At 66.4% G+C, this 21095-nt stretch carries 27 protein-coding genes and 1 pseudogene; 20 read left to right on the forward strand and 8 right to left on the reverse strand.

Features of this window, described 5'->3' with window-relative positions:
* Nucleotide 1 precedes the first annotated feature (1 nt).
* The 5 genes and pseudogenes from ACZI8W_RS01435 to ACZI8W_RS01455 all read left to right on the forward strand — a co-directional run.
* A pseudogene (locus ACZI8W_RS01435) lies at nt 2–226 on the forward strand (transposase); the annotation flags it as partial.
* Between the two features lie 231 nt (nt 227–457).
* The gene (locus ACZI8W_RS01440) at nt 458–688 is read left to right on the forward strand and encodes a type II toxin-antitoxin system Phd/YefM family antitoxin (protein WP_463366704.1); all 231 of its coding nucleotides are present in this window, start codon (nt 458–460) and stop codon (nt 686–688) included.
* Nucleotides 685–1101: a type II toxin-antitoxin system VapC family toxin gene (locus ACZI8W_RS01445; RefSeq protein ID WP_463366705.1), complete on the forward strand. Its 417-nt coding sequence runs from the start codon at nt 685–687 to the stop codon at nt 1099–1101. Before ACZI8W_RS01440 ends, ACZI8W_RS01445 begins: the two co-directional genes overlap by 4 nt.
* A gap of 650 nt (nt 1102–1751) precedes the next feature.
* Nucleotides 1752–1994, forward strand: coding sequence for a type II toxin-antitoxin system Phd/YefM family antitoxin (locus ACZI8W_RS01450; protein ID WP_463366707.1), 243 nt, complete (start codon nt 1752–1754; stop codon nt 1992–1994).
* Nucleotides 1991–2248 carry a type II toxin-antitoxin system RelE family toxin gene (locus tag ACZI8W_RS01455; protein WP_463366708.1) on the forward strand — a complete coding sequence of 86 codons (258 nt, stop codon included), beginning with the start codon at nt 1991–1993 and terminating at the stop codon, nt 2246–2248. The genes ACZI8W_RS01450 and ACZI8W_RS01455 overlap by 4 nt, the downstream gene beginning before the upstream one ends.
* A 250-nt stretch (nt 2249–2498) precedes the next feature.
* On the opposite strand, the gene ACZI8W_RS01460 is transcribed toward ACZI8W_RS01455, so the two are convergent.
* Genes ACZI8W_RS01460 through ACZI8W_RS01470 form a run of 3 tightly spaced genes read right to left on the reverse strand, consistent with a single transcriptional unit; the run spans nt 2499 to nt 6390 of the window.
* Nucleotides 2499–3125 (reverse strand): alpha/beta hydrolase, encoded by a 627-nt coding sequence (locus tag ACZI8W_RS01460; protein ID WP_463366709.1) that lies wholly within the window; start codon nt 3123–3125, stop codon nt 2499–2501.
* Nucleotides 3122–5650, reverse strand: a complete 2529-nt coding sequence (locus ACZI8W_RS01465) for an AAA family ATPase (RefSeq protein ID WP_463366710.1) — start codon at nt 5648–5650, stop codon at nt 3122–3124. Before ACZI8W_RS01465 ends, ACZI8W_RS01460 begins: the two co-directional genes overlap by 4 nt.
* Complete coding sequence (locus ACZI8W_RS01470; protein ID WP_463366711.1) at nt 5647–6390, reverse strand: TetR/AcrR family transcriptional regulator; 744 nt, start codon at nt 6388–6390, stop codon at nt 5647–5649. The genes ACZI8W_RS01465 and ACZI8W_RS01470 overlap by 4 nt, the downstream gene beginning before the upstream one ends.
* Nucleotides 6391–6503: 113 nt before the next feature.
* Here ACZI8W_RS01470 and ACZI8W_RS01475 point away from each other — a divergent pair, with 113 nt between their 5' ends.
* From ACZI8W_RS01475 to ACZI8W_RS01490, 4 genes are all read left to right on the forward strand, one after another.
* Entirely contained in the window at nt 6504–7628 is a 1125-nt protein-coding gene (locus ACZI8W_RS01475) for an FAD-dependent monooxygenase (protein ID WP_463366712.1), read from the forward strand.
* Between the two features lie 133 nt (nt 7629–7761).
* On the forward strand, nt 7762–8640 hold the full coding sequence (locus tag ACZI8W_RS01480; RefSeq protein WP_463366713.1) for an aldo/keto reductase: 879 nt from the start codon (nt 7762–7764) through the stop codon (nt 8638–8640).
* Between the two features lie 29 nt (nt 8641–8669).
* A complete protein-coding gene (locus tag ACZI8W_RS01485; RefSeq protein ID WP_463366714.1) occupies nt 8670–9431 on the forward strand; it encodes an SDR family NAD(P)-dependent oxidoreductase in 762 nt (253 codons plus the stop codon).
* A gap of 74 nt (nt 9432–9505) precedes the next feature.
* Nucleotides 9506–10270, forward strand: a complete 765-nt coding sequence (locus ACZI8W_RS01490; protein WP_463366715.1) for a dihydrofolate reductase family protein — start codon at nt 9506–9508, stop codon at nt 10268–10270.
* Here the strand turns inward: ACZI8W_RS01490 and ACZI8W_RS01495 are convergent.
* Nucleotides 10249–11142 carry a helix-turn-helix domain-containing protein gene (locus ACZI8W_RS01495; RefSeq protein ID WP_463366716.1) on the reverse strand — a complete coding sequence of 298 codons (894 nt, stop codon included), beginning with the start codon at nt 11140–11142 and terminating at the stop codon, nt 10249–10251. The genes ACZI8W_RS01490 and ACZI8W_RS01495 overlap by 22 nt on opposite strands.
* A 146-nt stretch (nt 11143–11288) precedes the next feature.
* On the opposite strand from ACZI8W_RS01495, the gene ACZI8W_RS01500 reads away from it, so the two are divergent.
* The 10 genes from ACZI8W_RS01500 (at nt 11289) to ACZI8W_RS01545 (ending at nt 18045) form a co-directional block, all read left to right on the forward strand.
* On the forward strand, nt 11289–12020 hold the full coding sequence (locus ACZI8W_RS01500; protein ID WP_463366717.1) for a dihydrofolate reductase family protein: 732 nt from the start codon (nt 11289–11291) through the stop codon (nt 12018–12020).
* 11 nt (nt 12021–12031) lie between these two features.
* Complete coding sequence (locus tag ACZI8W_RS01505; RefSeq protein WP_463366718.1) at nt 12032–12466, forward strand: cupin domain-containing protein; 435 nt, start codon at nt 12032–12034, stop codon at nt 12464–12466.
* The gene (locus tag ACZI8W_RS01510; protein ID WP_463366719.1) at nt 12463–13320 is read left to right on the forward strand and encodes an aldo/keto reductase; all 858 of its coding nucleotides are present in this window, start codon (nt 12463–12465) and stop codon (nt 13318–13320) included. Before ACZI8W_RS01505 ends, ACZI8W_RS01510 begins: the two co-directional genes overlap by 4 nt.
* A 13-nt stretch (nt 13321–13333) precedes the next feature.
* Entirely contained in the window at nt 13334–13657 is a 324-nt protein-coding gene (locus ACZI8W_RS01515; RefSeq protein ID WP_463366720.1) for a carboxymuconolactone decarboxylase family protein, read from the forward strand.
* A 57-nt stretch (nt 13658–13714) separates the two neighbouring features.
* On the forward strand, nt 13715–14650 hold the full coding sequence (locus ACZI8W_RS01520) for an alpha/beta hydrolase (RefSeq protein WP_463366721.1): 936 nt from the start codon (nt 13715–13717) through the stop codon (nt 14648–14650).
* 6 nt (nt 14651–14656) lie between these two features.
* Nucleotides 14657–14884 carry a hypothetical protein gene (locus tag ACZI8W_RS01525; RefSeq protein WP_463366722.1) on the forward strand — a complete coding sequence of 76 codons (228 nt, stop codon included), beginning with the start codon at nt 14657–14659 and terminating at the stop codon, nt 14882–14884.
* 58 nt (nt 14885–14942) lie between these two features.
* The gene (locus ACZI8W_RS01530) at nt 14943–15929 is read left to right on the forward strand and encodes a quinone oxidoreductase family protein (RefSeq protein ID WP_463366723.1); all 987 of its coding nucleotides are present in this window, start codon (nt 14943–14945) and stop codon (nt 15927–15929) included.
* Nucleotides 15930–16078: 149 nt separating this feature from the next.
* Nucleotides 16079–16258, forward strand: coding sequence for a hypothetical protein (locus tag ACZI8W_RS01535; RefSeq protein ID WP_463366724.1), 180 nt, complete (start codon nt 16079–16081; stop codon nt 16256–16258).
* 264 nt (nt 16259–16522) lie between these two features.
* A complete protein-coding gene (locus tag ACZI8W_RS01540) occupies nt 16523–16810 on the forward strand; it encodes a helix-turn-helix domain-containing protein (RefSeq protein ID WP_463366725.1) in 288 nt (95 codons plus the stop codon).
* On the forward strand, nt 16807–18045 hold the full coding sequence (locus ACZI8W_RS01545) for a type II toxin-antitoxin system HipA family toxin (protein ID WP_463366726.1): 1239 nt from the start codon (nt 16807–16809) through the stop codon (nt 18043–18045). Before ACZI8W_RS01540 ends, ACZI8W_RS01545 begins: the two co-directional genes overlap by 4 nt.
* On the opposite strand, the gene ACZI8W_RS01550 is transcribed toward ACZI8W_RS01545, so the two are convergent.
* From ACZI8W_RS01550 to ACZI8W_RS01565, 4 genes are all read right to left on the reverse strand, one after another.
* Nucleotides 17984–18286 (reverse strand): MarR family winged helix-turn-helix transcriptional regulator, encoded by a 303-nt coding sequence (locus ACZI8W_RS01550; RefSeq protein WP_463366727.1) that lies wholly within the window; start codon nt 18284–18286, stop codon nt 17984–17986. The two genes, ACZI8W_RS01545 and ACZI8W_RS01550, sit on opposite strands and share 62 nt — an antisense overlap.
* A gap of 99 nt (nt 18287–18385) precedes the next feature.
* Nucleotides 18386–18967 (reverse strand): hypothetical protein, encoded by a 582-nt coding sequence (locus ACZI8W_RS01555; protein ID WP_463366728.1) that lies wholly within the window; start codon nt 18965–18967, stop codon nt 18386–18388.
* A 29-nt stretch (nt 18968–18996) separates the two neighbouring features.
* On the reverse strand, nt 18997–19695 hold the full coding sequence (locus tag ACZI8W_RS01560; protein ID WP_463366729.1) for a hypothetical protein: 699 nt from the start codon (nt 19693–19695) through the stop codon (nt 18997–18999).
* 34 nt (nt 19696–19729) lie between these two features.
* The gene (locus ACZI8W_RS01565) at nt 19730–20338 is read right to left on the reverse strand and encodes a TetR/AcrR family transcriptional regulator (RefSeq protein ID WP_463366730.1); all 609 of its coding nucleotides are present in this window, start codon (nt 20336–20338) and stop codon (nt 19730–19732) included.
* 93 nt (nt 20339–20431) lie between these two features.
* On the opposite strand from ACZI8W_RS01565, the gene ACZI8W_RS01570 reads away from it, so the two are divergent.
* Complete coding sequence (locus tag ACZI8W_RS01570) at nt 20432–20890, forward strand: hypothetical protein (protein ID WP_463366731.1); 459 nt, start codon at nt 20432–20434, stop codon at nt 20888–20890.
* The last annotated feature ends 205 nt before the right edge of the window (nt 20891–21095 follow it).

The following is a 21095-nucleotide window of genomic DNA, read 5'->3' on the forward strand; positions in this document are numbered from 1 at the left end:
GATCGAGCGGGTGAACCGGGAGATCGAACGCCGCGCAGACGTGGTCCAGATCTTCCCCAACCGGGACTCCGCGACCCGACTCGTCGGAGCCGTCCTCCAAGACCAGCACGAAGAATGGCAGTACGGCGAACGCCGCTACATCAGCGACATCTCCCTGCGCCGCCTCGCCGACATGCTCACCACCAACACCCCCGAGAACACCAGCCGGCTCCTCATGACCGCCTGACCCAAAAGCCACCACTCAACGGGACTTGACCTGGTATGAGCGACCTTGTCGCACATGGCCATGCACGTCGACCGTGGCGGAGTGGAGTCTTCGCGATGAGCGGGTCCCGTCCACACGCGGCTCGGTGAGGCTCCAGAGCTGAGACGGCGCGACGAGTCTTGTGCCCCATCGGGGACGGACGTAACGTAGGTACGTACCTACGAAGCGCGAGGGGTGATGACGATGGCAATGATGACCGCACGTGAGTTCAACCGTGATGTCAGTGCCGCGAAGCGTGAGGCCAACAGGGGGCCCGTTGTGATCACGGACCGCGGCGAACCGGCCTACGTGCTTCTGTCGATCGAGGAGTATCGCCGCATGGGGGAGAAGGGTGCGTCACTTGTCGATCGTCTGAGTATGGACGACGACCTCGACATCGAGTTCGAGCCTGCCCGTATCGAACTCGCGGTACCCGACCTGTGAGCTATCTGCTCGACACCAACGTTGTCAGTGAGCTCCGTAAGCCTGAGCGTCGGGCGAACTCCGGTGTGCGTGCCTGGGTGGCCGCGAAGGCCGTCACCGATCTCTTCCTCTCGGCGATCACAGTGCTGGAAGTGGAGGTGGGGATCGCGCGGCTGGGCAGGCGCGAGCCAGCTCAGGCTGATCGACTGCAGGCGTGGCTCGACGACGAGCTGCTCGATGCGTTCGCCCGCCGAGTTCTGGCGGTCGATGTGCCAGTTGCGCGCTGCGCCGGTCGACTCCATGTCCCAGATCCCAGGCCGGAGCGCGATGCCCTGATCGCGGCCACTGCGACAGTCCATGGTCTGACCCTCGTCACGCGCAACGTCAAGGACTTCGGCTCCCTCGACGTGCCGGTCGTCAACCCGTGGAGCTGAGTCCTCACACAGACTGCGCAGTTCGGGATCGCCGCCCCTCGTCCAGCGTGACTGCCCTGAGTGTGGGCATGCGGTGGAGTTCAGGTTCAACGTGTGAGTCGGGCTCCGGGTCGTCGTCCGTCCGTCTTGGCCCTCGTGTGGTGATCTTGCCGAATATGCTCACTACGTGGCGCCGTTTCAGGCTTCGAGCGATTCGGGCCGAGGGGTGCTCGCTCGGTAGGCGGGGCACACGCTGAGTGAGTGCTTCCGCAGTTCGTTGCCGACGCTGCTGCGTACGCTGAGATCCGCGATGCGGTGGGCCGTCCCGTGCTTACAGCGCCGGGGAGAGCAGCGCCGGCGAGGAGATCAAGAAGCGGTTGGTCGCTGTGAAGGCGGCCAAGGCCGCGACGACGCGATCGGTGCTGCCGCAGTGCGGGCGGTGGGCCAGGCGGCCGCGGTCGCGCGCGTGGGTGTCCACGTGCTGGGGCTGCCGCCTACGCCGCCAAGACCGTTTCGCTGACACCTTCGGACCGCTCGGAGAAGGTCGTCTGTCGCGCGGCGTGCTCGGCTCAGCGGTCCGACAGATCCAGGCGGCGATCGGCTGGAGACCGCTCGCGGAGCCTCGGACACTAACCCTCCCGAGAATGTACATTTTGGGGTACTCTCTGGTCATGGAGGTCACCGCAACCAAGGCACGAGACCAGCTCGGTCGGCTCATTGACCGGGCGCACAGCGAGCCCGTGTATCTCACTCGCCATAATCGGCGGGTGGGCGCGATCGTGGATGCCGACACCCTCGATCGGCTGATGGCAGCGGCCGAGGAGCTCGAGGACATTGCGGCCTATGATGCGGCGAAGGCCGAGGGGGGAGGGGGCGTCACGCTCGATGAGCTCCGGCGCGAGCTCGGCCTGTGACCTACGCGGTTCGCATCGCGTCCGCCGCGCGTCGCCAGATCCGCAAGCTCCCGCGTGACGGTCAGGAGCGGGTCATTGCCGTGCTCTCCCTGCTCGCCGACGAGCCTCGACCGCCGGCGTCGAAGAAACTCACCGGCCGTGGCGCCTGGCGCGTTCGCACGGGGAACTGGCGAGTCATCTACGAGATCCACGATGACGAACTCCTCGTCCTGGTCGTCGCGGCGGGGGACAGGCGTGACGTCTACCGAGGCTGACGGGCCTCCAGACCGAGATCGAATGCCCGAGACCGGTGTCATGCGGCAGAGGTTGGTCCGCGCCGGAACCCGGTCGAGTTCAGATTTGACGTTCAGCGTTAATGGCGGTGTCCGTTATGCACTGGCCTCGTGATCAGATGGCACTGGTCGGCATCGATCAGTGGCTCGGGACTAGGCTCGCGATGACTACGGATTGGACCTCAGGTCGGTCTGTACCGGAACGTGGTGGAATGGAAGTTTGATGTGTAGATCAATTGGTGGAGAATCTCGTTATCTTGCCGAGAAAGGACGCCACGTCTTCAGTTTCCTTTTCTGAGATGCGGTGTCCGATTCCCTCGTAGTGTTTGACCGTGACGTTCGTAAAGCCTGTCAGCCATCGGTCGGTGTAAGAGACGAGAGTCTTGGGCAGGACGCCATCTTGTGGGTCCTTCCCGACGAAGATCGGGAAGTCTTTCGCAGACGCTGACTCGTCGTTGAAATATTCGTGCGGGCTGTCGACGGCGATTCCGGCAAGCATGACGAGCCCGTCGACTAGATCAGGACGGTGTCTCGCCACGCTCGTCGCCACCTCGACCCCTTGGGAGAATCCCAGCAGGATGATGGGTGTGTACGACGCTCGGCACTCCTCCAGCCAGCCGATGATCTCGTCGGACACGTCGATGACGTGCGAGACACTGAATTCCGGCGAGTCGATCAAGGGGAACCAGTATCGAGATCGTCCACCGAGGGAGTGCGGCGCTCGGAGGGCTTCGTAGGTGACGTCCTCCTGGGGCAGGTGGGCGAGCAGATAGTCGAAGCAGTTCGCGTCCTGGCCATAGCCCTGGAACATGGCGACCAGATGCGTCCTATGCCCCGTGGGGCGATGTTCTCCGCTCATGACGTCGGCCGCCTCTCGGTGTTCCCTGCCCGGATGCTTCCCAGCGCCCGAGTCAGATACCTGCCGGTGACGGAGCTAGGGTCGTTCGCCACCTGCGACGGAGTGCCGGTGGCGATCACTCTCCCGCCGTCTTCACCTCCGCCGGGGCCGAGGTCGATGACGTAATCGGCGTTGGCGATCAGGTCGAGGTCGTGCTCGATCAGGATGACTGTGGCACCGCGGTCGGTGAGCTCCTGGAGCACGCCTAGAAGGGTGCGGACGTCGAGTGGGTGCAGGCCGACGCTGGGTTCGTCGAGCACGAAGACCGCGTCGGTCTGATCGCGGTGTATCTGGCTGACGAGTTTGAGGCGTTGGGCTTCGCCTCCGGAGAGCGCGGGGGTTGCCTCGCCGAGGGTGAGGTAGCCCAGCCCGAGGTCGTCCAGTCCGGTCAGTCGCCGGTGGACGCGTCGCAGCTCGGCGGTGTGGGTCAGCGCTTCGCGCACGGTGCATCCGAGCAGGCCGGGCAGTGAGATGCCGCCCCGCAAATACGTGTCCGCGCGAGGGGCGTATCGACTCCCATCGCAGTCGGGACAGACGATGTCGACGTCGGGGAGGAACTGGACGTCGAGGGAGATCTCGCCGGTGCCGTCGCAGCGGGGGCAGGCGAGCGTGCCGGTGTTATAGGAGAAGTCAGAGGCGGTGAGCCTGTCGGCTCGGGAGGCCTCGGTCGTCGCGTAGGCCCTGCGCAACTCGTCCATGACACCGGAATACGTGGCCACGGTGGAACGGACATTCTGGCCGATCGGGGTCGCGTCGACCACCTGGGCCCGGATGCCTTCCGGTGCAATCAGCTTGCGCACGTGATCCGGGGGCGCGGCGGAATCGGAGCCGGAGCGCGCCTGGAGGGCGGGCACCAGAGTCTCCAGCAGAAGAGTGCTCTTGCCGGATCCGGAGACGCCGGTGATGGCCGTCAGTCGGCCGAGGGGGATGTCGATGGTCAGCGGGTGGACGGTGTGGATGGCATTGGTCTCGAGGTGGATCGTGCCGTGCCCGAACGTCGAGGCGGCGTCCGTAGTGGGTCGCACGACGACAGGCTCTTCGCCGGTGAGGAAGCCGGCGAGGAGGGAATCGGAGGTCACCGGAAGGTCGTCGGGCGCGCCTTCTGCGATGACGGTGCCCCCTTCGGCCCCTGAGCCGGGGCCGATCTCGATCAACCAGTCCGCCTCGCGGAGGAGCTGCACGTCGTGGTCGACGAAGACCACCGAGTTGCCGTCGGTGAGCAGGTCGCGCATCACCCCGAGCAGGCCGTCGACGTTGACCGGATGCAGGCCGATGGACGGTTCGTCGAGGACGTAGAGGACTCCGGTGGTGCGGTTGCGGACGGCTCGGGCGAGCTGGACGCGCTGCCGCTCGCCGGTGGACAGGGTCGAGCCGGCTCGGTCCAGGGCGAGGTAGCCGAGGCCCAATTCGACCAGTCGGCGTGCCATCTCGGTCAGGGTACCGACGATGGCCGCGGCCATCTGCTGCATGTCTGCAGGAACGATTGTCGGGATGCCTTGGGCCCACGTCAGCAGGTCGTCAAGGGGCTTGGCCGTGACCTCCGCCAGGTTCAGGTCCCCGATGCCGGGTGCGAGGGCGGCCGGGTTGAGGCGGGTGCCGCCGCAGTCGGGGCAGGTCCCTTCGCGCAGGAAGCGGCTGACCTTGGCCAGCCGTTTCTCGGTGTCGGCGCGTCGAAGCTCTTCGGTGACCGTCAGTCGTGCGTTGCGGAAGGTGAAGTCGAGTTCGTGGACGCCTTTCTTGGTGGTGACGGTGATGTGCTTCTTCCCTTCTGGTCCGTCGAGCACGATCTGCCGCTCGTCGTCGGTCAGCTCGTTCCAGGGGACGTCGGTGCGCACGCCGAACTCGCGGGCGATGGCCGGCTGGACGTTGAACCCGAACATCTGCCAGGGCAGGACGGCACCCTCGTCGAGGGTCTTGGACGGGTCGGACACCAGTGCCGCGTCGTCGACGGTGCGGACGATGCCGGTCCCCTGGCAGCACGGACATGCGCCTGCGGAGTTGAAGGACAGGTCCTCGGCGCTCGGCGGGTGCACCTGCTCGCCGCATTTCGGGCAGGAGAAGGCGGTTTCGGCCGCTACGTCGATGGTTGGTGCGACCCGATGTCCGTTGGGGCACACGTGGGAGGCGAGCCGGGAGAACATCAACCGCAGCACGCTCAGCAGTTCGGTGGAGGTGCCGAAGGTCGAGCGGATACTCGGCACGGAGGGCCGCTGGCGGAGCGCCAGGGCGGCGGGGACGTGCTCGACCGAGTCCACGGCCGCGCGTGGGGTCTGGGACATACGCCGGCGGGTGTAGGTCGACAGCGCCTCGATGTAGCGGCGGGACCCCTCCGCATACAGCACTCCCAGGGCCAGTGACGACTTCCCGGAGCCGGAGACGCCTGCGATGCCCACCAGCGAGTGCAGCGGGATGTCCACGTCGATGCCGCGTAGGTTGTGCACTCGAGCTCCCCGCACACGGATGCGGTCGGGTTGGGTTTCGCTCATGGGGCACTCTGCATTTCGGTGCCGGCGGCTCCGTCTGTCGCGTCAGGGCGCGCGATGTGCTGGTCCGGTCTCTTCGGTTGGAGCAGGGCATGGGTCTGTGTGGTGGTCAGTGCCGGGATCGGCAGCTCGGAGGTGTGGCGGTCCGCGCGGAGTCCGTCGAGTGCGATCCACAGGTGCCGGCGGTACAGCTGCTCGACGTCATCGCGTCCCTCGAGTGGCGGCCCGTCCTGAGCGACCGTGGCTATCGAGTTGATTGCGATCTGCAGGAAGATCAGGTCGGTGCCCGTCGCGTCGGCTCGCAGCACGCCAGCATCGCGCGCCCGCTCGGCGACCCTGTTGACCAGGGGGGCCACCCGGTCTCGACTCTCGTCGTACTTGACAGGGCGGCCGTGCCGCCCCGCGAAGATCTGTGCCATGCCCCGATCCTTCGCCTGCAGGGCAAGGGAACGTTCCAGATACAGCACCAGCCCCTGCCAGGGATCCGGCTCGGCCAGCGCGGCATGCAGGATCTGCTCGATCTCCTCGTCCTGGCGCTCCAGGATCGCGTCGATGAGCTCCTCTTTGTTCGAGAAGCGCCGGTAGGCGGTGCCGACGCCGACACCGGCGTGATGGGCGACATCGTTGAGCGTGACTCCCAACCCGTACCGGGCGAACAGCTCCCGCCCCGCGGTGAGCAGACGCTCTCGGTTGGCGGCGGCGTCCTTGCGCAGCTTCTGGTCGATCGCGCTCGTGGAAGTCATGCGTCACACCCTACACGAAGCGGATGCAGTGTATCCACATGCACGTTATTGTGGACATATCTGGATACGAGACATCCGGATTGTGTATCGAGTCCTGGAAGAGGGAAGTAGATATGAGGGGTGAAGAAGTGCACGGGCCGCAGGCGCTGGTCGTCGGCGGGTCGCTGGCGGGATTGACGAGTGCGCTGGCCCTGGCGCAGATCGGCGCGCGAGCCATTGTTCTGGAGCGCGCCTCTGTGCGGCGCAGCGGTGCTGCCCTGGCGGTGCACCCGGCTGATCTCGAGTGGGTGATCGGGCACGAGGCCGCCGCCGTGGTGCTCGATCATCTCGCCGGGCCCGGGCCCGGGCCCGGGCGCCAGCCCCGCGGGTTGCGGTCCGTGGCGTGGGAAGACCTGCGCGAGGGCCTGGTCCAGGCGGCACTCCTGAGTCCTTCCATCTCACTGCTGGAAGGTCGACAGGTGGAGTCCGTCGGCGAGGATGCAGGGGCGGCGTGGGTCAGGACCGACGACGGAACCCGGTACCACGCACACATCCTGATCGGCGCGGACGGTCATCGCAGCCGCGTGCGACGTCACGTCGCGCCCGAGCGGCCGGATGCCGACTTCGCCGGCTACCTGCTCTGGGTCGGCATCGCCCGCGAGCGCGACCTGGACCTGCGTGGGCCGTGGCCCGCTGGGCTGGACATCCAGTCCAGCGGGGATCATGTCCTGCTCGGATATCCCTTGCCTGGCCCGGATGGAAGCCTGCAGCCGGGGATGCGGCGTCTCGGCTGGGCCTGGTACGACGCCGATCGCAGCAGGCTGCTGGCCTCGACCGGCGCGGTCCGCGACGGCGTGGTGCGCCACTCCATCCACGCCTCCGACGTGCCGGAGAGCATCTACCGTGAGCTCCCGGCCCGAGCCGGCAGGGCCTGGTCCGCGCCGTGGGCGGCGGCGATCGCCGACAGCGCCCGACGCCGCGCCATCACCGCGACCCCGATCGCCGAGTATGTCCCCGACCTGCTGGTCCGCGGACGCGCGGCATTGGTCGGCAATGCCGCACACGTGCCGACGCCGATGACCGGCAGCGGTTTCGCGGCTGCCCTCGACGACGCGGCCGCCCTCGCTGATGCGCTCCGCGGAGTGGCGCCCAGCCAGGTTCCCGATGCGCTTCGCGCCTACGAGCGCGACCGGCTCGGGCCAGCCCGACGCCTCGTTCAGTCCGGACAGAGCTTCAGTCGCTCCTTCGCCGGGAGATGACCGTCAAGAACCGCACCCGCGACCCGCGATCCGCGCATAAGCGGATGCGATGTATCCGAATGCGTGCTACTCTTGCCTATATGGATGCGAAGTATCCGATTTTGCTCCCGATAGCTCTCGGAAGGAGTCAGCGATGACCACCGCACAGTCTCACTTCACCCTCAACAACGGCGTCGAGCTGCCGCAGCTCGGCTTCGGCGTCTACCAGACCCCTCCTGAGGAGACCGCCGAGGCGGTGCAGACGGCATTCGACACCGGATACCGGCACATCGACACCGCCGCCGCGTACGGCAACGAGAAGGGAGTCGGCGAGGCGCTGAAGCGTTCGGGGTTCAACCGGTCCGATGTGTTCCTCGAGACCAAGGTCTGGGTCGTCGACTACGGCTACGACCAAACCCTGCACGCCTTCGAGAAGAGCGCCGCGAAGCTCGGCGTCGACCAGATCGACCTGCTGATCCTGCACCAGGCCTACCCGAAGGCGTTCGACAAGACGATCCAGGCGTACAAGGCCCTGGAAACCCTGCTGGCCGACGGCAAGGTGCGCGCCATCGGCGTGAGCAACTTCCTGCCCGTGCGCCTGGAGCGGCTGCTGGCCGAGGCCGACGTCGTCCCGGCGGTCAATCAGATCGAGGTGCACCCCTACACCCAGCAGCGAGAGCTGCAGGTGTTCAACCGCGAGCATGGCATCCTCACCCAGGCATGGTCGCCCATCGGCGGCCTGCGCACCTACGGCAACGGCGACACCCCCCTCACAGACGACGCCATCGTCGCGATCGCGACGGCGCACGACAAGACGCCCGCCCAGGTCATGCTGCGTTGGCACATCCAGGAGGGCCGCCAGGTCATCCCGAAGTCCGTGAAGCCCAGCCGGATCGCGGAGAACTTCGACGTGTTCGACTTCGAACTCACGGCCGAGGAGATCGCCCGCATCGACGCCCTCGAACAGGGCATGACGATGGTTCCCGACGATCTCGATTTCGACGCGTTCGGCATCGAGGTCCCCGAGGCGTGACACCAGGTCACCACGGCAAGGAGGACCGCATGGGAATGTTGGAAGGAAAGATCGCCCTGATCACCGGCGGGAACTCGGGGATCGGCCTGGGCACCGCGCTGAAGTTCGCTGAGGAAGGCGCGTTCGTGTATGCCACCGGACGCGACGCCGCGAAGATGGAACGCGCCGCCTCCGCGCTCGGAGACCGGGGGAGCGTGCTCTCGGCCGATGTGACCGCGCCCGCCGACTTGGAAGCCGTCGTCGACGCGATCCGTGAGCGTCACGGCAGGATCGACATCGTCTTCGCCAATGCTGGCGCGGCTTGGTACAACACGATCGACAAGCTCACCGACGAACAGATCTCGCACGGACTCGATCTGGATCTCAAAGGAACCATCCACACCGTGCAGGCCGCTCTGCCGCTCATGCCCGACGGATCGACGATCATCGTGAACACCTCGATCACGAAGGACATGGGTCTGCCCACCTTCGGTGTGTACGCAGCGACGAAGGCTGGGTTGCGTAGCTTCGTGCGTACCTGGACGAACGAGTTGCGCGATCGCCGTATCCGGGTGAACGCGGTCAGCCCGGGCGTCATCGAGACCGAGTCCTACGAAAAGGACATGGGCATCGACGGAGCCAAGGCATACGTGGAACGCGTCGTCGAAGAAATCCCGGCCGGGCGGGTGGGGCAGCCTGCCGATATCGGCAACGCGGTCGCGTTTCTGGCCTCGGATCAGGCGTCTTTCATCAATGGAATCGAGCTGACCGTCGACGGTGGGCAGACCCAGATCTACGCCGGACACAACTGACCAAGGCTCAGGGCCTCGCGGCGAGAGGCCGCCACCAGCACTCATCATCCGCTGTACGAGGAGAAGGAAGAGTTATGTCCCGCCCACGAATCATCTGCCACATGCACACACTGCTCAACGGGAAGATCGACGGCGTCGCTAACCCGACGTCGGTCGGTATGCGCTCGCAGAAGCTGTACTTCGATCTTTTCCTCGGCGAGAACCGCTTCTTCACGAAGCACCGAGGGTGGATCAGCGGAAGCGGGACGAGCCGGGCGATCCTGGGCGGCGAGTCGGAGATCGAGCTCCCAGAACCGACCGAGCCCGTGCCGGCCGGTGATTTCATCGCCGACCCCAACGCGCAGATGCACTATTTCGCCGTCGACCGTTCCGGGAAACTCGCCTGGGATCGGAACACCTTCACCTACTTCGACGTCGACGTCCACATCGTCGAACTGATCCCGGCCTTGGTCAGCGATGCCTTCAAGGCGCATCTGCGGTCCGTCGGCGTCTCCTACCTCATCGCGGGAGACGAGCAGCTGGACATGGCAGAAGCCGTACGCAAGATCGGCGACGTCTTTGACACGGGAGAGATCATCCTCGGTGGTGGGGCCACACTGAACTGGTCGATGATTCGCGACGGCCTCTGCGACGAGATCAGCCTGGTCCTCATGCCGACTGCGGATGGGGAGAACGACACCAACTCCCTGTTCGAGGCCAATGAGAAGTACTCTGCGCCCGTGCCGATCGGATTCTCACTGAAGAATTTCGAGCCGCTCGAGGATGGCAGTGTGTGGCTGCGATACGACGTGCAGGGTCCGGTGGTCGAGAACGAGGCTCAACCGTCCGCAAGCGTCTGACGGGACACGAGCGCTTTGCCTCCCCATCGGTGCGGATGATTCGTCCACGAGGCGAGGAAGCGCAGCGCCTCGCGGGTTGGGCTGTTCGGTGGGGCGGTCCAGACAACTAGCTGCTGGTCGGCGTCGCCGGCTTCGGCGAGGGTGTCCCAGTCCAAGACGAGCTCGCCCGCCGTGGGGTGGACGAGGGTCTTGGTGCCGGTGGAGAGGCTGGCGACGTGGCGGGCGGCCCACCATTGAGCGAATTGCGTGTCCTGGACCGACAACTCGCCGACCAACGCCGCGAGTCGAGGGTCGTCGGGGTACTTCGCGGCCTCCATCCGCAGCTGGGCGACGGCCGTCTTCGCGACCGATTCCCAGTCCTTGTAGAGGGTGCGCATGGCCGGGTCGGTGAACAGGATCCGCACGTAGTTGCGGCGGGCTGCCGGGACCTGGCCGAAATCGGTGATCATCGCCGCGGCGAGACGGTTCCACGCCAGGACGTCCATGCGCCTTCCCATCACGATCGCCGGGGTCGCGGCCAGGTCGTCCAGGAGTCGCTGCAGCTGCGGCTTGACCTTCTGCACGGTCTGCCGGGGTGTCCTGGTGGACGGCTTGCCGGCGAGGCTGAACAGGTAGCGGCGCTGGTCCTCGTCGAGCCTGAGCACGTCGGCGAGGGTGCCCAGGACGGGGGCGGAGACCTGGATGCGTCCCTGCTCGATACGGGTGTAGTAGTCGGTGCTGATCGCCGCCAACGTGGCAACCTCCTCCCGCCGCAGCCCTGCGACACGACGCGGTCCCGCGCCGTCGGGGAGCCCCGCCTTGCGCGGGGTCAGCTCCGCACGGCGGGCCTTGAGGAAGGTGCCGAGCTCGTTCTGCCGGGTGTCGGGGGTCATGTCTCCATTGTGCTCGAACAGCATCCCTGTGTGAGGGGGAGGAATCCCTCCCAGGATGAATCCTTCCTCTGGTGGGACTGCCAGTCGCGCAGGACTGTTGACAAGTGAATCAACGACAGAGAAGCAAGGGACGGGGAGAAGCGATAGTGACGCGGCCGTACGTGTTCTGCCACATGATGACCTCGTTGGACGGGAAGATCATCGGGAACTGGATGCGCACCCCGGAGGCGTCGGCCGCCGGGGAGGTGTTCTACGACCTTGCGTTCGGCGAGGACGCGCACTACCGGCACCAGGGGTGGCTGTCGGGCCGGGTGACGACCGACGACAACTTCACCCACCACCGCGCCCCCGTCCTGGATGAGGACGCGGCCCCGGTACCCGAGGGCGATTTCGTCGCCGTGCGCGACGCGGAGAAGTGCTACGTGTCGATCGACCCGTCCGGGAAGCTCGGCTGGGACAGCCCGGAGGTGACCTACCAGACCACCACGGCGCATGTGCTCGAAGTCCTCACCGGGAAGGCGTCGAACGCGTACAAGGCATTCCTGCGTGACCTGGGCATCTCCTACGTCATCGCCGGGGATGAGGAGCTCGACTTCGAACTGCTGCTGGACAAGCTCCAGAGCCTGTTCGGCATCGAGACGCTGATGCTCGGCGGAGGGGGCGTTCTGAACTGGTCCTTCATCCAGGCCGGGCTGTGCGACGAGCTCAGCATCGTCCTCGCCCCCGCCGCGGACGGCGCCACGGACAGCTCGTCGCTGTTCGAGACAGCCGGCCGCACCTCGGATAGTCCTCGCGGGTTCACGCTGCAGGCGGCCGAGACGCGCGATGGCGGGGCCGTGTGGCTGCGCTACACCGTCGACAACGACCAGAACGACTGAAGGAGATAGCCATGATTGAGAACGGATTCGACCAGATCTTCCCGCTCGGGGAGTCCAACGACGCCTACGCCCAATACTTCATCGGGCGCAGCTACCTGGCCCCGCTGACCGACGGCAGCGTCCCGGTCAGCAACGTGACGTTCGAACCGGGCTGCCGCAACAACTGGCACATCCACCACGGCAGCAACGGCGGAGGCGACCAGATCCTGCTGTGCTCCGCAGGCTCCGGCTGGTACCAGGCCGAGGGCGAGGAGCCGATCAGCATGGTGCCGGGCACCACGGTTCGCGTCCCGGCGGGCACCAAGCACTGGCACGGCGCGAAGGCCGACTCGTGGTTCTCCCACGTCGCCTTCGTCACCCCGGGCGAGGACGTCAGCAACGAATGGCTCGAGCCGGTCACCGACGAGATGTACGGCCGGCTGCCGAAGAACGGAGAGAACGCATGAGCATCCTGAACGAGACCTACACGCTCGCAAACGATGTCGTAATCCCCAAGCTGGGGCTCGGCACCTGGTTCATCGACGACGACAAGGCCGCGCAGGCGGTCCGAGACGCCGTGCGGATCGGCTACCGCAACATCGACACCGCCCAGGCATACGGCAACGAGCGCGGTGTCGGCGAAGGCGTACGCACCGCCAGCGCCCCTCGCTCGGAGCTGTTCGTCTCCACCAAGCTCGCCGCCGAAATCAAGGACTACGACGGCGCGGTCGCCGCGATCGATGGTTCCCTGCAGACGTTGGGCCTGGACTACGTCGACCTGATGCTGGTCCATGCCCCGCAGCCCTGGGACGACTTCCGCGGCGGCGACTACGCCGACGGCAACCGTCAGGCGTGGAAGGCGCTGGAAAAGGCATATGCGGCAGGAAAGATCCGCGCCATCGGTGTCTCCAACTTCCTGCAGACCGACCTGGAGAACATCCTCGCCTCCTGCACGGTTGTCCCGCACGTGAATCAGCTGCTCGCCCACGTCGGCAACACTCCGTCAGAGCTCATCGCCTACTGCGAATCGAAGGGCGTCCTCGTCGAGGCCTACTCGCCGATCGCCCACGGCGAGATGCTCAAGAACCCGGACGTGCAGGCGATGGCCGAGAAGTACGGCGTCACGGTGCCGCAGCTGTGCATCCGCTACACCCTCCAGCTGGGCACGGTCTCGCTGCCCAAGACCGCCAACCCGGACCACATGCGCTCCAACACGCAGGTCGATTTCGAGATTTCCGCGGCCGACATGACCGCGCTGCAGGACCTGAAGGCCCGTGACTACGGCGAGCACAGCGACTTCCCCGTCTACTCGGGCAAATGAGAGGAGAAGGACCATGGCTGAGAAAGTGACGGCAGGCCGCGACACCTTCGGAGATTTCGCTCCGAAGTACGCCGAGCTCAACGACGACGTCCTGTTCGGGCAGGTCTGGTCGCGAGAGGCCCAGCTCTCCGCGCGGGACCGCAGCATCGTGACCGTGACCGCGATCATGGCCAGCGGCGTGCTCACCCCCACACTGCAGGGCCACATCCAACGCGCCAAGGCCAACGGCGTCACCGCCGAAGAGATGGCCGAAATCCTCACCCACGCTGCGTTCTACGCCGGCTGGCCCAAGGCATGGACCGCGATGAGCATGGCCAAGGACGTCTACACCGACTGAACCCGGCTGCGGGTCGACCGAACGACTATCTGCGAGAACTCAGAAAGAGAAAACATGATGGACAACTACATTTTCGACCTCGACGAGCACGTCACCCGCACCCCGGTGTCCTACAAGAACCGGTACGGCATCGAGATCGCCGCGGACCTCTACACGCCCAAGGAGTTCGACGAGACCGCCGAGCACCCGGCGCTGATCATCGGCGCACCCTACGGCGGCGTCAAGGAGCAGAGCCCGGGCCTGTACGCGCAGATCCTCGCCCAGCGCGGGTTCGCCGTGCTCACCTTCGACCCGTCCTTCAACGGCTACAGCAGCGGCGAGCCCCGACACCTGTCCTCGCCCGACTTCTTCGTCGAGGACTTCCACGCCGGAGTGGACTTCCTCGGCACCCGCGCCTTCGTCGACCGGGAGAAGATCGGCGCGATCGGCATCTGCGGCTCAGGCGGCTTCGCCCTCAGCGCCGCGCAGGTCGACCCGCGCATCAAGGCGATCGCGACCGTGTCGATGTACGACATCTCCCGCATGCAGCGCGAGAGCATCACCGGCTCCGAGGAGGACCGCAAACAAGCCCTCGCGGCAAACGCCGAGCAGCGATACTCCGACTTCGAAGCTCCGGCCCCGGTGCTCACCGGCCGCGGAGCAGCGATCGGCTTCGACGAGAACACCAATCCGATCGCCCGCGAGTTCGGCGAGTTCTACTCCACCCCACGCGGTTACCACCATAACGCGCTCAGCCAGTTCACCGTGACCAGCACCCCGTCGTTCGTGAACTTCCCGCTGCTGGAGCACATCGAATGGATCTCGCCCCGCCCGATCCTGCTCATCGCCGGCACCGAGGCGCACTCGCTGTACTTCAGCGAGGACGTCTACGCCGCCGCCGCCGAGCCCAAGGAACTGCTGACCGTGCCCGGCGCGAACCACGTCGACCTGTACGACAAGACCGACCTGATCCCCTTCGACAAGCTCGCATCATTTTTCACCGAGAACCTCTGAGCCGACGTGTCGCCGCAGACGACAGCAGCAGGCCGATCTGACATACCCCATTGGTCCGAGCAGGAACTCGCCTCGATCGGGCGCGCCTACGAGATCCGCGTCGCCGGTCGCCGCCGGGACGGAACGCTGCGGAGCGTGACTCCGGTGTGGCACGCGATCGTCGACGGCGCACCTACCCGGGGCATCACCAACGCCACCTCCGAGCAGGCAACGCTGCGCATCGAGCCCCGCTGAAGGGTAGGAGACGACAGTGGACACGCACTGCACACGAGAACGAACGGAGCATCACCCCATGACCGACACAATGAGAGCCCTCCTGCTCGGACGGGGACCGGAGTGGATTCTCGACGAGGTGCCGACCCCCACTCCGGGGCCCGGGCAGGTCCTCATCCGCAATCGGGCGTCGGCGACCAACAACGCCGACCTGCCCATGCTCGCCGAGGCCGATCCCAGCAGCGGCGGAACAGGCAAGGAGGCGATCGCCGGGTTCGAGTACGCCGGTGAGATCGCCGCCCTCGGCCCGGATGCCGGCGACTGGAAGATCGGGGATGCGGTGATGGGCACCTTCCCGTCCGCGTTCGCCGAGTACCTGGTCGCCGATCACCGGTTCGTACTGCCGCGTCCAGAAGGGCTTGCACCGGAGGCGGCGTGCGCGCTGCCGACCGCGTTGCTGACCGAGTTCGGCGCGCTCACCGTCGCCGGCTTCCGGTCCGGGCAGAGCGTGCTCATCACCGGCGCGACCACCGGCATCGGCATGATCGGCATCCAGATCGCCCAGGCCCTCGGAGCCGCGCGGGTAATCGCGACCACGCGGACCGCAGTCAAGAAGGACCTGCTCACGGGCCTGGGTGCGGACGCGGTGATCATCACCGGCGAGGAGGACCTGACCGAAGCGGCGCTGGCCACGACGAACGGTGAGGGCGCGGATGTAGTCCTCGACCACGTAGCCGGCGACACTTTCGCTCAGTGCCTGCCCGCGACCGCCGTCGATGGGCACGTGGTGAACATCGGCCGGCTCGCCGGCCCCGCCTCGACGATTGACCTCGACGCCCTGTCCTACCGGCACCTGACCGTGCACGGGGTCTCGTTCGGATTCTCCCGGGACTGGGAGACCGTCCCGATCCTCGAGGCGCTTCGCGAACAAGTGCTGCCCGCGGTCGCCCGCGGCGACATCGTCCCGGTCATCGACTCCACCCTGGATGTCGCCGATCTCCAACATGCGACGGACCGGCTCCGCTCAAGGGAAACCGTAGGCAAGATCGTCCTCACCTTCGGATGAGGTGGCGTTCGGCTGTCAGTAGAACCTTGGCCGTGGTCCCTCGGTCCGGCTCGTTGATCGACCGTTCCTGAGCCTCAGAATGCGGTGGAGTTCGAGTCCAGGTTTTCTGATCAAGTCGAGCGCGCCAACGCTGGCGGGAAGGTACGCCCGTGCTCACGGTAGTGCACAGCAACGACGACTCCAACGACGTCGGCGGCGGTGCCGCGGTGAGTCCGCCACCGCTCACCTCCAGTGAGACACCCCGAAGGATGTGGCTGCCCCATGCTGCCTCTCGGCTCTTGACGATCTGCTCGGCACGGATGGTCGGTGCAGGCCGTGCTGGCGCCTGAAGATGATCCATACATCCATTCCATGCGGCAGCCACCGTGCCGTCGATGATGCTGTCATCCCAAACGTGGGTTGGCCAGCGTTACCCCGCTCAGTGATGCCGTGCTGAGCCCGGTTCGAAAGTTCACCTGGACTCCGCCCCACGACGCCGGTGCGGATCGGCCCTGAGGTCGGTGTTCGTCCCGGGTCGTCAGCATATGGCTATGTGACTCGCCATATCTATACGATACGCCTGCCGTATATCGTCATATACGGGAGGATCACCCATGGTTGGCTACCGGATCGAGGAGCAGCTGAATGCGTTCGGCGAGCACGTGCGCGGCTGGCGCATGGTGCTCGGGCTCACCGCTCAGCAGGTCTCCGAGCGTGCGGGCATCACCCGCGACACGCTGCGGAAGATCGAGGCCGGAGATCCGGGCGTGGGTTTCGACAACGTTGCCCAGGTGCTGCGTGCCGTGGGCGTGCTCGATCAGGCCGTCGACGCCATCGATCCGCTCGGGAGCGACATCGGCCGACTGCGGGCGGGCAACCTCGCGAAGAAGCGTGCCCGATGACTGCGATCGACGTCTTCGTCGATGGCTCTGGTGGCCCGCGCTTGGTGGGCCAAGCGCACTTCACCCGGCGGCGAGGCAGACTCTCGACCACGTTCTTGTACGACGCGGGCTATCTGGCTGGCGACGGCACGAGCGTCGATCCTGCGCTGCCGCTGGTCTCCGGCGCGCAGCACCAGACCGGCCTCGTGCGCGCATTCGCAGACAGTGCGCCGGACCGCTGGGGCCGAAACCTGATCGAGAAGGCGGAGCGTTTGCGTGCCCGCGCCGAGGACCGCGCGCCGCGCCGGCTTGACGACCTGGACTTCCTGCACGATGTCAGCGACGACACCCGCCAGGGTGCGCTGCGGTATCGGTTCGCCGGGAGTGACGCCTTCATAGGTCCACCGGCGCACGTTCCCCAGTTGATCTCGCTTCCCGAGCTCCTGCACGCCGCCGACGAGCTCGCCTCGGATGCTGATCCTGCTGCAGCGGTGAAGCAACTCCTCGATACGGGCACGACGGGCCTCGGCGGCGCGCGGCCGAAGGCCTCCGTGCGCCTCGAAGACGGTGCGTTGGCGATTGCGAAGTTTCCGCACTCCAGTGATCGGTGGGACGTCATGGCCTGGGAGGCCACGGCGCTGGACCTGCTGCAGGCGGTAGGCATCAAGACGCCATGGCGTCGACTGACGCGAGTGGGGGAACGCAGTGTGCTCATTCTGCGCCGGTTCGATCGCACGGATCACGAGCACAGAGTCGGCTACATCAGCGCCATGACGGCGCTGGGAGCCAGCGACGGCGACTACCGCGACTACGCCGACATCGCAGGAGCCATCCGGGACCTCTCCCGCTCGCCCAAAGCGGATCATCATGAGCTGTTCGACCGAGTGGTCGCCAGTGTCGTTCTCGGCAACACGGATGACCATCTGCGCAACCACGGCTTCCTCGTCGACCGCGGCCACTGGACCCTCAGCCCAGCGTTCGACGTCAACCCGACCCCCGACCCGTGGCGAGTACGCGCGACCTCGATCATGGGGGCTGAAGCGCTGCCCGATGAGGCAGAAGCCCTGCTCGCCTTGGCCGACGAGTGCAGCCTCAGCCTCGAGCAGGCCCGCGGCAGGATCGAACGCATCACCAGTGTTTTCACCGGCTGGCGGGCGGCGTCGCGCAGGAATCAGATCCGCGAGCAGGAGATCATCATGATGGCCGAGTCGATCGGGCCGCGGCTCGAGGCCGTCGACGCGGCGGGTCGACCCTGATTGCACGACGACAGCTTCGAAGGGGCGGGAGCAGCAGCGCGTCGGGTTGTGGGTGCCAGACGTTCCGCAGGGTGTCGTCGGGAAGTCCTTCAAGATGGTCTTGGAGGCCTTGATGCATGGGTCCATACAAGTCAGCGACACGCTCTAGTGCCTGGTTCGTTGCCGTCACGATGACTCGTCGGCGGTCCGTCGGGTCGGCCTCTCGAGTGACGAGTCCCGCCGCCAGAAGCCGGTCGACCATTCGCGGTCCTCATGGAGTACTTCATCACGGGTTTCGGTATCACCCAGAATGATCCACCCCGGGGAGGCCGTGCGGCGGTGGGGCCGACTCGCCCTCGGCCTACGTGCTGCGGTACATGCGCAGCTGCATCCTCTTCGGTGGCTCCGGGGCGGCGTGGATGACCGCGCGAGTCGCAGCGAGCTTCTCGACATACCGCCCTGGCGCGTTCCCGAAGGTCTTCTGCTCCCACGGGTCCAGGACGTGCTCGAGGAGCATCATCGCGCGCTCGGCCCAGAACCGCAGTGCGGGGTGGATCCACCCGGAGGTCTTGAACTGCCCGCACGCGGCGGCGATGTAGGCGTCGATCTCGCTGTGCAGGCACCGGACGTGGTTCTCGTCCGCGTCGAGCCAGGCGGTGATCTCGTCCGCGGAGCTTTCCCAGATCCGCTCGGGTACCAGCGTCCAGTCGGAGATCAGGGTCGCGATGCAGCCCGGGACGTGCTCGTCGCCGCCGCCCTGGATGAAGTGCTCCTGCAGGGTGCTGAGGGTGTCGTGTCCGTCGTCGCTGCCGAACGGCGCACGTGGATCGTCCTCGCTCCAGAACCAGTCCGGGACCACGGCGACGTAGTCCGGGTGGCTTGTCGCAGGCGACAGACCGTCCTGAGCGCTGTCGAGGTAGGGGACGTGCTTCGATCTGGCCATACGTGGTTCCTCGGTCTCTCGTAGTGATATCAGGCGAGCTCTTCGTCGACGATGTCGAGGCGTCGCCCGTCTGAGGTGATGACGGCGACGCCGAGCACGTCGAAGCCATCGGCCCGCAGCCGCTCGGGGCTGATCTCCTCGCCGGTGAGGAGTCGCAGCGTGCCGTCCTCATCGCGGACCTCGTCCTCCTCGTCGTCCCAGTCGATGTTGTCGATGACTTCGATCTCGACGGCGAACTCGGTGCGTCCCTCATGCTCGAAGACGATCCGGGCCTGGCGGGCGTCGAGGACGGCGGGGTCGTGCTCGTCCACAAACATGGCGTTGTAGCCGTGCCTACCCTCGTCGAAGACGACGATCTCCTCGCCGGTGTCCACGGCTCGCGCCACGACAAGGGTGGGAGTCTCGCCGCCGACGATGAGACCGTGCTCTGCCAGGAGTTCGCCGCTGTACCGGATCTCGAACCGGTCGGCCCCTGCGGAGGAGCGCAGCCCGAACCGGCGTCCGGTGTCCGTTTCGAGGATGGCCACGCGGCCGGCGAGGTGCGAAGGGACCAAGGTTGTCACGTGCGCTTCCTGCTCTGTCGTGCCGAACATGTCGGCGGTGGTGAGGGGTGTGAGCGTGTCGAAGCCGCCGTACTCCTCGCAGACTCGGCCCAGTGCCTCGGCTATGAACGGCGACGGGCCAGGAGGCCGTGCCGGTTCAGCAGGTCGATGTCGGAGGAGACCCATGGGGTCGGTCCTTTCGGTGCGCGGGATGAGAGAGTCAGGTGCCCGTGGCCGAGCAGGTCAGTCCGATGCCGCGCAGGATCGCCTCGGCTTGCCGACGGCGGTCGGGCTGGCTGCGCCCGGCGATCCGGGGGAAGTCGGCGAGGGTCTCGACCTCTCGGATGGCGTCGGTGCCCGAGGTCCATCCCTCGCCGTCCAGCACTGCGCTGCCGTAGAACCAGCCGACGATGAGGTCATGCGCGTCCCGGGGGTCGAGGCTCCCGCGCTCGGTGAGCGTCATGATCGTCTCGCTGAGGACGAACGACGAGTGCCCGAGCACAGGACCTCGGCGCAGCAGGGAGATCGTTCCAGGGGTGGACATGGCGACTACCGCACGGTCGGCGAGCTCGAGAAGCGCACAGTGCGCGCACTCGCGGTGGAGCAGGTCCTGCGGGGCGAGAAGGCCCAGGCGCGCGTCGGCGAGATCGTGCCAGACCGCGTCCAGCGACGGAAAGTACGTGTAGAGCGCGTTGACAGCGACGCCGACCTCCGCCGCGACAGACCGCAGCGAGATGCCCTCGACCCGGCCGTGCTCTGCCAGCAGCCGATCGGCAGCATCGAGGATGCGCTGCGCAGTGATGTCGCCGCGGGGACCGCGTGCCGCCATGGAACTCTCCTCGAGATCGTCGGGTGAAAACCCGATCTGTTCAGTGTACAAATTGAGGATGCGTGATGTGCAGAACCGGAGCCGGACGAACCCATGAACCATCAGTTCGACACAGACGAACCGGCGAACGTCCCCCGCGACGATCTGGCTGAGCGCATCCGAACCCGCGGACTGCCTGAGAGTGTCGTCGAGATCGCCACGCGCGGCGGAGCGGCCGTGCATCCGGCGCTGGACTACCGGGCCGAATCGGTGTCGATGTCCCTGGACGGGCCGGCATGGTCGATCGTGCGCTCCTCGCGAAGGGACGACCTCGTGCCGCTGTGGACATGCGGGACCGTGACGGTCTTCTCGGCCGGCGATGGGTCGTTCCTGCAGTGGGATGCCGAGGAGGATCAGCCGTGGACGGTGTGGTCGGACTTTGTTGGCGCAGTGCGTGACCTGCTGACGGACCTCTGGGAAGACGAGTCTGATGACGACGACCGAACTGCGATCGCACGCCTGATCTTGCCTGAGGGCGACGTCGCCAATGCGTTGGTGCCCGAGGAACGGTAGCGCAGCGACCGGGAAGCCAGATGGCTCTACGTGCCGAAATGCGGTGGAGTTTCGATTTTCGAACTGAGGTCCGGAGCAGAAGCCTTTCGCTCGCAGTCCATGAAAAGCCGTCTCGGATGGCTAGTTTGTTGCGGGGCGGGACGTTGATGACGGCCACACCGACGCGATGCTGTTCGCCACGGGGATGCTGGCACGCGTCGGCGGA

This window comes from Rhodococcus ruitaii (assembly GCF_055230935.1).